Source organism: Aedoeadaptatus acetigenes (genome assembly GCF_025566985.1).
Taxonomy (GTDB): Bacteria; Bacillota; Clostridia; order Tissierellales; family Peptoniphilaceae; genus Aedoeadaptatus; species Aedoeadaptatus acetigenes.
The window spans coordinates 62,303-74,916 of record NZ_JAOQJD010000005.1 but is presented as its reverse complement, the minus strand read 5'-3'; the positions used below and the strand labels follow the sequence as shown (position 1 = coordinate 74,916).

At 52.0% G+C, this 12,614-nt stretch carries 14 protein-coding genes; 1 reads left to right on the top strand and 13 read right to left on the bottom strand.

Going from position 1 to position 12,614, the window contains the following annotated elements; translation table 11 throughout:
- Positions 1–10: 10 nt before the first annotated feature.
- From topA to OCV31_RS03745, 10 genes are all read right to left on the bottom strand, one after another.
- Complete coding sequence (gene topA / locus OCV31_RS03790; protein WP_148472763.1) at positions 11–2,101, bottom strand: type I DNA topoisomerase; 2,091 nt, start codon at positions 2,099–2,101, stop codon at positions 11–13.
- A 23-nt stretch (positions 2,102–2,124) separates the two neighbouring features.
- Positions 2,125–3,198 carry a DNA-processing protein DprA gene (gene dprA, locus OCV31_RS03785; RefSeq protein ID WP_148472761.1) on the bottom strand — a complete coding sequence of 358 codons (1,074 nt, stop codon included), beginning with the start codon at positions 3,196–3,198 and terminating at the stop codon, positions 2,125–2,127.
- Positions 3,186–4,712, bottom strand: coding sequence for a YifB family Mg chelatase-like AAA ATPase (locus OCV31_RS03780; RefSeq protein WP_148472759.1), 1,527 nt, complete (start codon positions 4,710–4,712; stop codon positions 3,186–3,188). Before OCV31_RS03780 ends, dprA begins: the two co-directional genes overlap by 13 nt.
- Position 4,713: 1 nt before the next feature.
- Positions 4,714–5,073 (bottom strand): YraN family protein, encoded by a 360-nt coding sequence (locus OCV31_RS03775; RefSeq protein ID WP_108831434.1) that lies wholly within the window; start codon positions 5,071–5,073, stop codon positions 4,714–4,716.
- A 197-nt stretch (positions 5,074–5,270) separates the two neighbouring features.
- Positions 5,271–5,624, bottom strand: coding sequence for a cytochrome C biosynthesis protein (locus OCV31_RS03770; protein WP_199909585.1), 354 nt, complete (start codon positions 5,622–5,624; stop codon positions 5,271–5,273).
- A 9-nt stretch (positions 5,625–5,633) separates the two neighbouring features.
- Positions 5,634–6,170 carry a hypothetical protein gene (locus tag OCV31_RS03765; RefSeq protein WP_148472757.1) on the bottom strand — a complete coding sequence of 179 codons (537 nt, stop codon included), beginning with the start codon at positions 6,168–6,170 and terminating at the stop codon, positions 5,634–5,636.
- On the bottom strand, positions 6,167–7,573 hold the full coding sequence (locus OCV31_RS03760) for a sensor histidine kinase (protein ID WP_148472755.1): 1,407 nt from the start codon (positions 7,571–7,573) through the stop codon (positions 6,167–6,169). Before OCV31_RS03760 ends, OCV31_RS03765 begins: the two co-directional genes overlap by 4 nt.
- Positions 7,570–8,277, bottom strand: coding sequence for a response regulator transcription factor (locus OCV31_RS03755; protein WP_148472753.1), 708 nt, complete (start codon positions 8,275–8,277; stop codon positions 7,570–7,572). The genes OCV31_RS03760 and OCV31_RS03755 overlap by 4 nt, the downstream gene beginning before the upstream one ends.
- Positions 8,274–8,855: an HD domain-containing protein gene (locus tag OCV31_RS03750; RefSeq protein WP_148472751.1), complete on the bottom strand. Its 582-nt coding sequence runs from the start codon at positions 8,853–8,855 to the stop codon at positions 8,274–8,276. The genes OCV31_RS03755 and OCV31_RS03750 overlap by 4 nt, the downstream gene beginning before the upstream one ends.
- A gap of 2 nt (positions 8,856–8,857) precedes the next feature.
- Positions 8,858–9,916, bottom strand: a complete 1,059-nt coding sequence (locus OCV31_RS03745; RefSeq protein WP_267303792.1) for a s-methyl-5-thioribose-1-phosphate isomerase — start codon at positions 9,914–9,916, stop codon at positions 8,858–8,860.
- A gap of 59 nt (positions 9,917–9,975) precedes the next feature.
- Between OCV31_RS03745 and OCV31_RS03740 the strand changes: the two genes are divergently transcribed.
- The gene (locus OCV31_RS03740) at positions 9,976–10,701 is read left to right on the top strand and encodes an MTAP family purine nucleoside phosphorylase (RefSeq protein WP_148472747.1); all 726 of its coding nucleotides are present in this window, start codon (positions 9,976–9,978) and stop codon (positions 10,699–10,701) included.
- Between the two features lie 53 nt (positions 10,702–10,754).
- Here OCV31_RS03740 and pyrR read toward each other — a convergent pair whose 3' ends face one another.
- The 3 genes from pyrR to lspA are packed head-to-tail and all read right to left on the bottom strand — an operon-like array spanning position 10,755 to position 12,608.
- Positions 10,755–11,267, bottom strand: a complete 513-nt coding sequence (gene pyrR, locus OCV31_RS03735; RefSeq protein WP_148472745.1) for a bifunctional pyr operon transcriptional regulator/uracil phosphoribosyltransferase PyrR — start codon at positions 11,265–11,267, stop codon at positions 10,755–10,757.
- Positions 11,252–12,154, bottom strand: a complete 903-nt coding sequence (locus tag OCV31_RS03730) for an RluA family pseudouridine synthase (RefSeq protein WP_148472743.1) — start codon at positions 12,152–12,154, stop codon at positions 11,252–11,254. Before OCV31_RS03730 ends, pyrR begins: the two co-directional genes overlap by 16 nt.
- Complete coding sequence (lspA, locus tag OCV31_RS03725) at positions 12,144–12,608, bottom strand: signal peptidase II (RefSeq protein ID WP_148472741.1); 465 nt, start codon at positions 12,606–12,608, stop codon at positions 12,144–12,146. Before lspA ends, OCV31_RS03730 begins: the two co-directional genes overlap by 11 nt.
- Between the last annotated feature and the right edge of the window lie 6 nt (positions 12,609–12,614).

Here is a 12,614-nt window from a genome sequence, read left to right as displayed (position 1 = left end):
CCCGCCTTCACTATGATTCTTTTGACTCGTCGCCTTCCGTGCGCTGGTAATCGCAATCCGAATTGTGGCATTGGATGCGCGTGCCGCGTTTCGTGGTCTTCTTCGTCAATATATCGCCGCATTTCGGGCAACGCTCGTCGATGGGCTCATCCCACGAAACGAAATCGCAATCGGGATACTTGTCGCAGCCGAAGAATTTCCGCCCCCGCTTGCTTCTTTTTATGACGATTTCCCCTTCGCCGCACTTCGGGCACTTCACGCCGATTTTTTCCACCAAGGCTTTGGTGTTTCGACAATCGGGAAAGCCCGGACAGGCGAGGAATTTGCCGTACCGCCCCATTTTTATGACCATATTCCGACCGCATTTTTCGCAGATAACGTCGGTGGGCTCGTCGCGAATTTCAACTTTCTCGATTTCTTTTTCCGCCCGCTCCAGGTACTCGGCCAGTTGCTTGTACACGGGATCCACGGCTTTTTGCCAGGCAAGTTCCCCGTCGGCCACGGCGTCCAAACTGTGTTCCATCTTCGCCGTAAAATCCTCGTCGACAAACATGGGGAAGTAATCCGTTAAAAGGTCATTGACCGTTTCCCCGAGCTCCGTGGGCACGAAGCGCCGCTCCTCGCTCACCACGTAGTAGCGGGAAAGCAAGGTGTTAATTATCGGCGCGTAGGTACTGGGGCGTCCGATGCCCAGCTCTTCCAAGAGCTTAATCAGGGACGCTTCGTTGTAGCGGGCCGGCGGCTGGGTAAAGTGTTGTTCCGGCAAAATCTCTTTTACTTTTACGTGTTCTCCCACTTCGAAGGCGGGAATCTCCTTGTCCTTTTGATCCTTCGAGGGAAAGACCCTCAAAAAACCGTCGAATACCAGGGTATTGCCGTTCACTTGAAACATTTCCGTGCGGCTTGAAAGCTTCACTTTTTGCGTATCGTAAAGGGCCGCCGTCATTTGCGAGGCCACGAAGCGGGACCAGATCAATTCATAAAGGCGAAACTCGTCGCGCCCCAAACTTTCTTTTAAGCTCAATGGCGTGCGACTCACATCCGCCGGGCGAATACATTCGTGGGCGTCCTGGGTGTTTTCTTTCTTCTTCGACCAGGTGGAGGGCGCGCTGTATTTTTCCCCGTAGGCCTTTAAAATATGGGCCTTTGTTTGGGCGACGGCCTGCTCGGAAATCCGCGTGGAGTCCGTACGCATGTAGGTAATTAAACCCACGGAGCCTTCCCCGGGAATGGTAATCCCTTCGTAGAGCTTTTGCGCCACCTGCATGGTCTTGCGGGTTGTGAAATTCAGGCGCTTGTTCGCCTCCTGCTGCATGGTTGAGGTGGTGAAAGGCGCTAAGGTGCGGCGCTTTCTCGATCCCTTTTGAATGTCCGAGACCACCAATTCTTTCGGGTCCATGCGATTCATTACGGCGTCCACATCGGCTTTGGTATTTAAAGTCACCGACTGAATTTTTCCGTCTTCTAGGGTTCCGAAATACTTCGCCTCGAAGGTTTTCCGGTTTTTCAGAGCTTTCGCCACGATGGTCCAGTATTCCGCGGGTTCAAACTCGTTGATCTCCTCTTCGCGGTCGCAAATAATTTTTAAAACCACCGACTGCACCCGCCCCGCACTGAGTCCGGATTTGACCTTCTTCCATAAGAGCGGGCTGATTTTATAGCCCACCAGGCGATCTAAAATCCGTCGGGCCTGTTGTGCGTCCACCAGCTCCATATTGATGGGCCGGGGATTTTTTATCCCGTTTTTCACGGCATTTTTCGTGATTTCGTTAAACGAAATCCGCACATTGTCCTCGGGATCCATGTCCAAAATATGAGTCAAATGCCAACTGATGGCTTCCCCTTCCCTATCCGGGTCAGTTGCGAGAAGCACTTTGTTGGCTTTTTTCGCTTCTGCCTTCAGCTCTTTAATAACCGGACCCTTGCCCCGAATATTAATGTACTTCGGTTGGTAATTGTCTTCTATATCGATGCCTAATTTCGATTTAGGCAAATCACGAATGTGCCCCACAGTGGCCACGACTTTGTAATGGCTGCCGGCCATTTTGCGGATGGTCTTTGCCTTTGTGGGCGACTCCACGATGATCAGATTCCTTGCCAAATTATTCCAAATCCTTTCCTGCACTAAAGTATTTCGATGCAGTTGCTATCCACACCTGTAATGTAATTTTTTAATTCTAACATGGTTAATACGCTTAACACGTCGGTAATATCCCAACCGATATGCTCCATAAGGGCCTCCGTATTTTGATGGCCGTCTCTTATACTATCATACAATGTTTTTTCTTCCAAAGAGAGTTCGGAAAGATCCGGCGAAGTTTTCTCTTTTTTCATCTGATAGACCGGATGATCCAGTATGTCTTCCGGGGAAAGGGCGATGGATGCGCCGTCGAAAATCAGGCGATTGGTGCCTTGACTGTAAATGGAATCCACATTGCCGCAGACGGCAAAGACTTCCCTTCCGTATTCCGCCGCCAAGCGCGCGGTGATCAAAGAGCCGCTTTTTTCCTTGGCTTCCACCACCAACACGCCGTCGCCTAAAGCCGCGATGATGCGATTTCGCTCGGGAAAGCGAAAAGGCTGGGGCGAGGTGTAGGGCGGATACTCGCTTAAAATCAGCCCTGTGGATTTAATGGCCTCGTAGCAGGCGCGGTTGCTCCTGGGATAACAGTCGCCGATGCCGTTTCCCAAGACGGCGATGGTTTCACCGCCGGCGTCCAGTGTGGCCTGATGGGCCAGCTTATCGATTCCGAGAGCCAGGCCGCTGATGATGACGAGGCCCGATGCCGCCAGCTGAGACACGAATTTTTTACAGACCCTCTGGCCGTAATCCGTATGTTTTCTCGCGCCAACCACGGAAAGGGCCGGCTTCGCCATGAGTTCCAAATTGCCCAAGGCATAGATCACCATGGGCGGATCCGGCGTAAGGGCCAGTTTCTCGGGATAAAAATCGTCGCCCACCACCAGAGTCTGAATGCATTGGGTTTCCAGCACCTTTTCTCGTTTGCTCAAATCCCTTTTCAAGAACATGTCCGTGCGCGTCTTCAACTTTTCCGGAATATTGTCGCTTTCGAAAAGAGACAATTGCTCTTCTTCTTCGGTCATGTAGCCGTATAGCTCCATCATTTCGGCGTTGGGCATGCCGGCGAGGGACAATCGGACGAACAGGGACCGCAAATCTTCTCTTATTCCGACCAATATTTTCCCTCCACAGATTTGTAGCGCACGGCTTCTAAAACGTCCTGGTCCGTAATGGGCCCTCCGTCTCGCAAATCGGCGATGGTACGGGCCACCTTCAGCACTTTATGTAAGGACCGTCCGCTGAATTTATATTTCTTATAGGCCATGTCCAGGAGTTTTTGCGAACTCGGGGATAAACAGCAGTATTTTTCCACGTCGCGATCGGGAATATCCGCATTGGTCATAATCCCCGTGCCTTCGAAGCGGGCTTTTTGATAGCCGCGGGCCCGTTCCACCCGCTCCCGTACCGTTTTCGAATCTTCGCCCTGTACCGTTTCCTTCATGTCTTCGTAACTAATGGGCTTCACTTCCACCTGCAGATCGATGCGATCCAAAAGAGGATGCGAAATCTTTCCCAGATACTTTTGAATTTGCTGCATGCTGCAACTGCACTCGTGATTGGGATCCTGGTAATAGCCGCAGGGGCAAGGGTTCATAGAGGCGATGAGCTGAAAATCGGCGGGAAATTCCAGACTTGCCGTGGCTCGAGCCACATGAATCTTCCCGTCTTCCATGGGCTGACGCAGCACTTCCAATACGCTGGACTGAAATTCCGGAATCTCGTCGAGGAATAGGACGCCGCGGTGGGCTAGAGAAATTTCTCCCGGTTTCGGGATGCGGCCGCCGCCGATGAGGGAGACGCCGGAGGCCGTGTGGTGAGGTGAGCGGAAGGGCCGCTCCGTCATCAGCCGGTTTTCCGCCAAAAGACCGGAGACGGAATAAATCTTTGTCACTTCGATGGCCTCTTCAAAAGCCATGCGCGGCAAAATCGTAGGCAGGCGCTTGGCGCTCATGCTCTTTCCGCTACCCGGCGGGCCGATCATCAAGAGATTGTGGGCCCCGGCCGCCGCCACTTCCAAGGCGCGCTTCAATTGACTTTGCCCCTTAATATCGGCAAAGTCCACATCGTAGGTCTTCATGTGATCCATCGGATTTTCCACCACGGCCTCGTCGATGGTGGATTCACCGGTCAGGAGAGAAACTACTTCTTTTAAATTAGAAGCGGGATAAATGCTTACGTCGCGAACTATGGCCGTTTCGTTTTCGTTGGCCTTGGGGACGATGAATTTCTTGTATCCCAATTCTCTCAGTGAAATCACCATGGGAAGGGCGCCGCGTATGGCGGAGATTTCGCCGTTTAACTGAAGCTCCCCTAAAAATATGTACTCGTCGATGACTTTCGGATCGCCAAAGCCTTCTGCGGCCAATATGGACACGGCCACGGCCAAATCCATTTGGGATCCGTCTTTTCGTCGGTTTGCGGGAGATAAATTGACCGTGATGCGCTGTTGGGGGTAAGGCATGCCGATGTTTTTAATCGCCGCATGGACCCGTTCGCCGGATTCGCGAATTTGCGCGTCGGGCAATCCGACCATAAGAAAGCGCGGAAGCCCGCGACTTAAATCGCATTCGACTTCCACGACAAATCCGTCTAATCCTTCTAAGCTACAGGTTTTCACTCTGGCATACATGTTATTCCCCCAAGTCATTTCCGTCGAAGGCATTTTTTATGTGATGAATCATCGGCTTGTCCGTTAAAAACACTTCGATCACATCGAAACGGGCCGCACGGTAAAAAGGCGATCGTTGCGTCAAATAGTGCTCTGCGGTCATATAGATCTGGCGCCGTTTAAAGATGTCCACGGCATCCTTCGGGTCGCCGTAGGAGACATTGGTCCGCGTCTTCACCTCTGTAAAGACCACGATGCCCTTCGTAAAGCTTATGATATCGATTTCACCACGTTGAAATCGAAAATTTCGCTCCAGAATTTCGTGGCCCTGTTTTTCCAAAAACTTCGCCGCAATCCCTTCGCCCGTTTCGCCGACGTTCATAATCCCTCCCAGCTATACTCAATAATATATACTAAATCCCCATTTAGCACAATTGTTTTATTCCGCCAATTTTTGAGGCCGTCAAAATTCAGTTGGCTTTTCTCTTCCTCTTATTCTCTTTCTCACTATTATAGCAAGATTGTTTTTTAAAAATACAAAAAAATTTGCCGCCTAAGCGACAAATTCATTTCTTCTGTTTAGTTTTCTCTCCGGCGCCGCTCGCTTTCCCGGGAACCATCCGGGTAGCGGTCCTTATTGTAGATGCCGATGCACAGGGCGAAAAGCAGGGAGCAGATGCCCGCCGTGATGCAGACCACGGAGATAAATATATTGGTCAAACTGGAGCGTTCGAAGAGGCGATTCAATACCATGATGAGCGAAAACATGCCGATAAATACCAGGGCCAAACCGGGTAGGTAGCGCATAAATTTCATTTGTTTCCCCATCATATTGATGACGAAGGTAAGAATAAGGGCGATGATAACCGCCAGTACCAATATGCCTATATACTGCAAGTTTCCGTTTAAACTTTCAGAGATTTTCGATATCATGTGATCCTCCTACTTGCCGGGCACCCGGGAGTAATACGTCCGATGGGCCTCGGCCTGTTCCATAAGATTTTTTAATTGACGCTCGTCGAGGCTGCGTTTTGTCTTGACCAATTGCAAGAGATTGCCGTAAATGTCAATATAGGCCACATCGTCTTTTTCGCGATAGACGGTAAAGAGCTTTTCATCGTCTTGGTAGATGTCGATGATAAACAAATTGTCTCCGGCGATGCCCACGTCGTCTTTCGTTTTATTATACCCTACTTTCATTAAATAGTCAGTCTTGCCTTTGCGAATGACATAGGTGGGACTGTCGATGCGCTGCCCGTTAAAAAGGGCGCCCATGGGAGCGAAAATGGCGTCACATCCGATGACAGGCCGAAGATCGACGCTGTCGTCGGTGACGGTTTGAATTTTCGTCACAACCCAACGTCCCTGGAGAGGGGATCGATTGAGGGCGGGCTTTTCGATGATGCGGTAGTCGCCCTTAATGGGGCCGCAAGCCGTTAAAAACAGGAGCAGGAGTAGGATCGGGAGTCGTTTTTTCATGCGTCCGCCTCGCTTCCCAAGGGTATGATGATTCGAATGGTGGTTCCCACGGATTTTTCCGACACGATTTGTATGGCGCCGTTGTGAAGCTTTACGATTTCATCGGCGATGGAAAGGCCGAGGCCCGAGTGGGAATTGGAGTGTTTCCCCTTGTAAAACTTTTCTTTGGCCAGGACCAGTTCGTTTTCGTCCATGCCCACGCCGTTATCGGAGATGACCATTTCGTAGTTCGGGAAATTTTTCCGCGCCTCAAAAAGCACCCATCCGCCTGGATCGGTGAATTTTATGGCGTTGTCGATGAGATTAATGAGCACCTGGCGCAGGCGGTCTTCATCGGCTGTCAGAAGCACCACATCTTCATTGATTTCGTTAACTAAGTGAATGTTCTCTTTTGAGGCCCGGGGCTTCATTTGCTTCCACACATCTTCGCAGGTGGAAGTAATGTCGAAGCGATCTTTTTTCAGGGTGATTCGCCCGGAAATGTATCGGGAAAAATCCAAGAGCTCTTCCACCATTTTCGACAAACGATCCGTTTCATTTTCGATAATTTCGAAGCCTTCGTTCATGACTTCGGTCTCCGTCGGATCCGTATCTTTCAGTACCGCCGCCCAGCCTTTGATGGAGGTAAGCGGGGTGCGCAGTTCGTGGGAAATGGAGGAGATAAAGTCGTTTTTCACCTGTTCTTTTCGCACGATTTCCGCAGCCAGCGTGTTAATGGACTGGGCCAATTGCCCCAATTCGTCGTCTCGCTTCATGACGATGTGTTTTTTGTACTGGCCGTCGGCCAATTGAATAGCGGTGGATTGAATCTCCTCGATGGGTTTTGTAATGCTCTTCGCCAACATGCGACTGACTACAACGGCAATGGCCATGACAAAGGCTGTTAAAAGAAGAAGATAGCGGCTCAATGTCCACACCGAACGAATGGCAGGCGCCAAAGATGATGAGTAGCGCAACGCGCCGATGACGCGATTGTCATTGGAATAAAGGGGGCGGGAGACGGACAAGAGTTTCGTGTCGGAATAGGGCACGGGCCCGATGCGAAAGCCGGCTTTTCCTTTCAGTGCCTGAATGACATCCGGGTAATCTTTCACCGGGTCGTTAATGGCGCCGATGGAATCGTAGACCAGCTGGGCATCCTTGTCGATCATCTGCACCTGGCCGCCAAATTGATTAAAGATCATATCGTAGTCGCCGTCCAAAAGTTCGTCGATGCTTCGGCTTTTAAAATAGCGGTCGTAGGTGTAGACGGCGCTGTCCAATTGTTGATTTAAGTAGAATTTTACCCCGCCGTAGGTGTATTCGCGAAATCCGAAAATCAGAGCCAGATCCAAAAGGCTCACGGTTAAGAGAATCAGGGCGACGAAATTTCGCGTCACCGTTTTTCGAATGGAATGTTTCATGCGTCGTTAGCTGTGTTTTTCCAGCGATAGCCTACGCCCCACACGGTTTCAATATAGACGGGATGGGCGGCGTCTTCTTCCACTTTCGAGCGAAGGCGTCGAATGTTGACGTCGACGATTTTGCTGTCCCCTAAAAATTCTTCGCCCCACACGGCGTTTAAAATCTCGTCGCGACTCAAGGCGCGGTTGGCGTGGGTAATGAAAAACTTGACGATTTCGTGTTCCGTCGGCGTCAGCTCGATTTCCTTGCCGCTTTTATAAAACTTATGGCCGAAGACATCCACTTTAAAGATCCCCGATTCCAAGAAGCGCTCGCCTTTTTTCTCGCCCCTGTCTTCGCCGCCGAGGCGTCGCTCAAGGGATTTTATCCGCAGGGTGAGCTCCGTGGGATTAAAGGGCTTGGTGAGGTAGTCGTCGGTGCCGCTTTGCAGGCCCATAATCTTGTCGTAGTCCTCGGCCTTTGCCGTGAGCATGATAATGCCCAGGTGCGGGAAGGATTTTCTCAGGCGATCGCACACTTCGAATCCGTCTATGCCCGGGAGCATAATGTCCAAAAGCACGATGGCGGGCTTTTCCCTTTCGGCGATTTCAAGGCCCTCTTCGCCGCTTCCCGCTTCGTATACGTCGAAGCCTTCCCGCTCTAAATTAATCTTAATAAATTTACGAATGGATACCTCATCTTCGACGAGTAGAATCTTCGTCATGGACTCACTCTCCCTTCAAAATGCGCGTCGACTTTTTCTTTGATCATGGCGTAGAGGGGCGGAAATTCCCGCACCGGCTCGATGCGCGCGTAGACGTCTTCCTGCTTGATTTCGTGGCTGATCCAGGTGCCGCCGCCACCGGCCGCATTGAGAAGAATGGGCTCAATTCGGTCCATGGCCAGGGCGAAATGCGACTCCGGTGTCTCTTGGGCTTCAAACTCTTCCCAAAGGGTCCGCAGCTCTTCCCCCTGCTCTTTGGGAAGCATCCCGTACAAGTGCTCCGCCGCGCGCACTTCCCGCTCTCGCTTGGTCTTGTTGTTTTCAGTATCGTAGGCGAAGGTATCGCCGGCTTCGATTTCCACCACATCGTGGAACAAAAGCATAAACACCACCCGCTCCATGTCTACATTCTCCGGGGCATATTCCTTCAATATAAAGGCCATGGCCGCAATGTGAAAGCTGTGCTCCGCGTCGTTTTCAAAGCGATCGGCGTGGAGGAGATGGGTTCTGCGGTAGACGCTTTTCATTTTTTCCAAAGCGTAAATAAATTCGATCTGCTTGTCTAATCGTTGGCTCATACTTATACGGCGAAATAAAAATCGCCCGCTCCTTTTTTCTTTTCGTATTCCTTTAATTCATTCGATTTGAAAATGCCTAAATCCGTCACCACGCCGGTGACCAGATTCGGCGGCGTCACGTCGAAGGCCGGATAATAGCCCTTCACGCCTTCTATCGTGTGCTTGACGCCGTGAGCGCTCAGGCTCTCCTCAGGATCCCGCATTTCGATGGTTAAGTCCTTTGCACTTTTTACGTCCATATCGGGAATCCCCGTGGCGTAATAGGGAACGCCGAAGTATGCCGAAACGATGGCGATCTGGTGGGTGCCCACTTTGTTTACGATGCTGCCGTCCATGCAAATGGAATCCGCCGCCGAGGTAAACAGAGTGATGCCGTGATTTTCAATGTAGGCCGCCACCATATTGTCCGTGATCACCGTCGTGTCCAGGCCCATTTGAGATAAGACCGAGGCGGTAAAGCGGGCGCCCTGTAAAAAAGGCCGCGTCTCCGGGCAGACAAAGCTGATGTCTCTTCCGCTATTTATAATTTCCCGCGCCAACATCCCGATAATGGTTTCGCCGAAACATTGGGTCATGACTGTGCCCTCTTCGGGCAACAGCTCCATGAAATTCTTCGCCACGCGGTGGATGGTAGCGTAGCGCTTTTCCATGGAATGAAGGGCGTGATCCCGAAGGATCAAATCCAGATCCTCCTCGTCTATATGATCCTTCGCCACAGCAAGGGCGCCTCGAGTCACCTGTGCCATACGCATGGCCGTGGTGGGGCGGCCGCTCGCCAGTACCTCCGCCGCCTCTTCTAAGTAACGAAGCCGCGCCGCTCCTTTTAAGTGGCGTGATTCGTGGGCCGCAAGGGCCATGCCCATGGCCGCCGCCGTGTATGGCCCCGCCGATTGGGTTACCATGTTCCTCAATGCGTCGCGAACCTCCACATGGGTTTTGCAGCGCACGTATTCCACCCGCACCGGGTAAATGCGCCGGTCCAAAATCGACACGACGCCGTCTTTATAATAGGCCACGTGCTCCGCCTGAAGCATGTAGGCTAAATCTCCGTCAAATTGCATAGGTCCCTCTCTTTCCATGTATAATAGTACCATATTCAGGAAAGAGAAACGAGGTTATCATGCATTACGGAATCATCGGCGGCACCGGCTTTGAAGCTCCCTTTTCTCCCGCCAAAGAAGAAATTTTTTCCACGCCCTACGGCGACGCCAAGCTTATTTATCCCGAAAACAAGCCTTATGTTTTCGTCTCTCGCCACGGCACGGACCACACCATTCCCCCGCACAAGGTGCCTTATCGGGCAAACATTTGGGCGCTGAAAGAAATCGGCGTTACGGAAGTATACGGCATCAGCGCCGTAGGCAGTTTAAAAAAAGCCTACGGCCCCGATTCCGTCGTCTTGTGCGACGATTTTTTAGACTTTACGAAGACGCGGCCCCACACCTTTTACGACGGCGATCACGAAGCGGCGAAACACATCGCCATGGGCGCGCCCTACGACTCGGAGTTAAATGACGCTTTTGAAATGGCCTTCGGCGAAAAACTTCCCCGCGGCGTCTACGTGGCCACGGAAGGCCCCCGCTTCGAATCCCGCGCGGAAATAAAATTTTACGCCTCCATCGGCGGCGACGTGGTGGGCATGACCAATGTGCCGGAAGTGGTTCTGGCGCGGGAAATGGGCCTCCACTACGCCAATATTTGCCACGTCATCAACTACTGCACCGGCGTAAGTGACACCATGGTTATTTCCAAATCCGAAGAAGTAAGAAACAAGATTATCCGCGCCGTGGATAAGGTCTTTACTTCGGATCGCGTGGTGCGAGAGGCACGAATCGATCTCTTGTAATTCATCCGAGAAAAAACCGGCGACGCGATCCTTCCGATCACGCCGCCGGTTTTTTATCCCTCTACATAGACGGCATCTTCGCCGTCTGATTCTTTAAAGTGTACGATGATTTTTTCCGACTGAGCCGTGGGCACATTCTTGCCGATAAAATCACCGCGTATGGGCAGCTCCCTGTGGCCCCGGTCCACGAGACCCACCAGTTCCACAAGCTTGGGCCGATCTTTCACCATAAGGGCGTCCATGGCGGCGCGCACCGTGCGGCCCGTGTAGAGAACATCGTCTACCAAGACCACCCGTTTGCCGTCGATTTTTCCCATAAATTCCATGGGCAAAAAGGCCTCGTCCCGTCGATCGTCTCTGAAAAAACTCGGATCAAGGGTATAGACTGGCACATGCACGCCTTCGATTTGTTTCATCTTCTCTTGAAGGCGGCGAGCGAAAAATTCGCCCCGCGTCACGATGCCGATGAGGACCACATCGTCCAGCCCTTTGTTTCGCTCGATAATTTCATTGGCGATGCGAGCCGTGGCCCGTTTCATGGCGAGTTCATCTAAAATCTTGTGCATCGGTCCCCTTTCTCCTTTCGTATATAAGCGAGCATGCGCTCGGGAAGTTTCGAGGTGACGGCCACTTCATCTCCCGTGATCGGGTGGGTAAAGGCCAAGTGGCAACTGTGGAGCAAAAGTTCTTTTTCTCTGTCGTTCTTCGCCCCATACAAGGGATCGCCTAAAAGCCCGTGACCGATGGATGCCATGTGCACGCGAATTTGATGGGTGCGCCCCGTGTGAAGGGCCACGCGAATCAGAGTGAAATCGCGAAAAGCGAGCACCGGCGCATACTCCGTCAAGGCTTCTTTGGAAGGATACACACCCGCCGCCATGCGAATGCGATTTTTCGGATCCCGCCCGATGGGTGAATCGATGATGCCCGCTTCCCGTATAACGCCGCGACAAATAGCGTAGTAAATCTTTTGCACCCGCCGATTTTGAAAAGCTTCTACCAATCCGTCATAGGCCGCGTCTGTTTTCGCTACCACCATGACGCCGGAAGTGTCCTTGTCCAGGCGATGAACGATGCCCGGGCGAAGGGGATCGCTTCCCTTTGCCAGATTATCGAAGCGGTGCAGCAGTCCGTGAACCAAGGTTTCTTCTTCCCGGCCCGCCCCGGGATGGACCACGAGGCCGTAGGGCTTGTCGATACAGGCCAGGTGCTCGTCTTCGTAGAGAACATTGAATGGCACGTCCTTCGGCTCCAGTACATAGGGCGCTTCTTCTTCGAAGGAAATTTCGTCCCCCGCCTGAAGTTTATACCCCGCCTTTACCTTCTGTCCGTTTACCGCGACCCGCCCTTCGTCCACGGCCCGCTTCACTTGGGAGCGGCTCATTTCCAGTTTTTCGGCAAGAAAATTGTCCAGGCGGACGCCGGCATTCTCCGCCGTCAATTTATGAAGCATGGCTGTTTTTCTCATCCCCGAAAAGGACGTGGATCATAAGCAAAATCGTGCCCACGACGATGAAACTATCGGCGAGATTAAAGACGGCGAAGTCTCTGCCGAAGAAGCGGAAGGACAAAAAGTCCACGACGAAGTGGAGGCGGAGCCGATCGATAAAGTTTCCCACGGCACCTGCGAGAATCAAAACCAAGGCCACCCGCAAAGCCCCCTTCACTTCATCCCGCTTTCTGTAAATGCCGTAGAGCAAAACGCCGATCACCGCGACGGTAATCACGATAAAAAGGGGCCGGCCTTCCTGCAAAATGCCGAAGGCGGCGCCGCGATTTTCCACGTAGAGCAGGCGAAAAAAGCCCGGGATAATCTCCACTTCCCCGCCGCCTGCCAAGTGGCGCAAGACCGCAAGTTTGGACAGCTGGTCCAAGGCGATCAGTAATAGAATAATGAATGTAACCATAGCGCT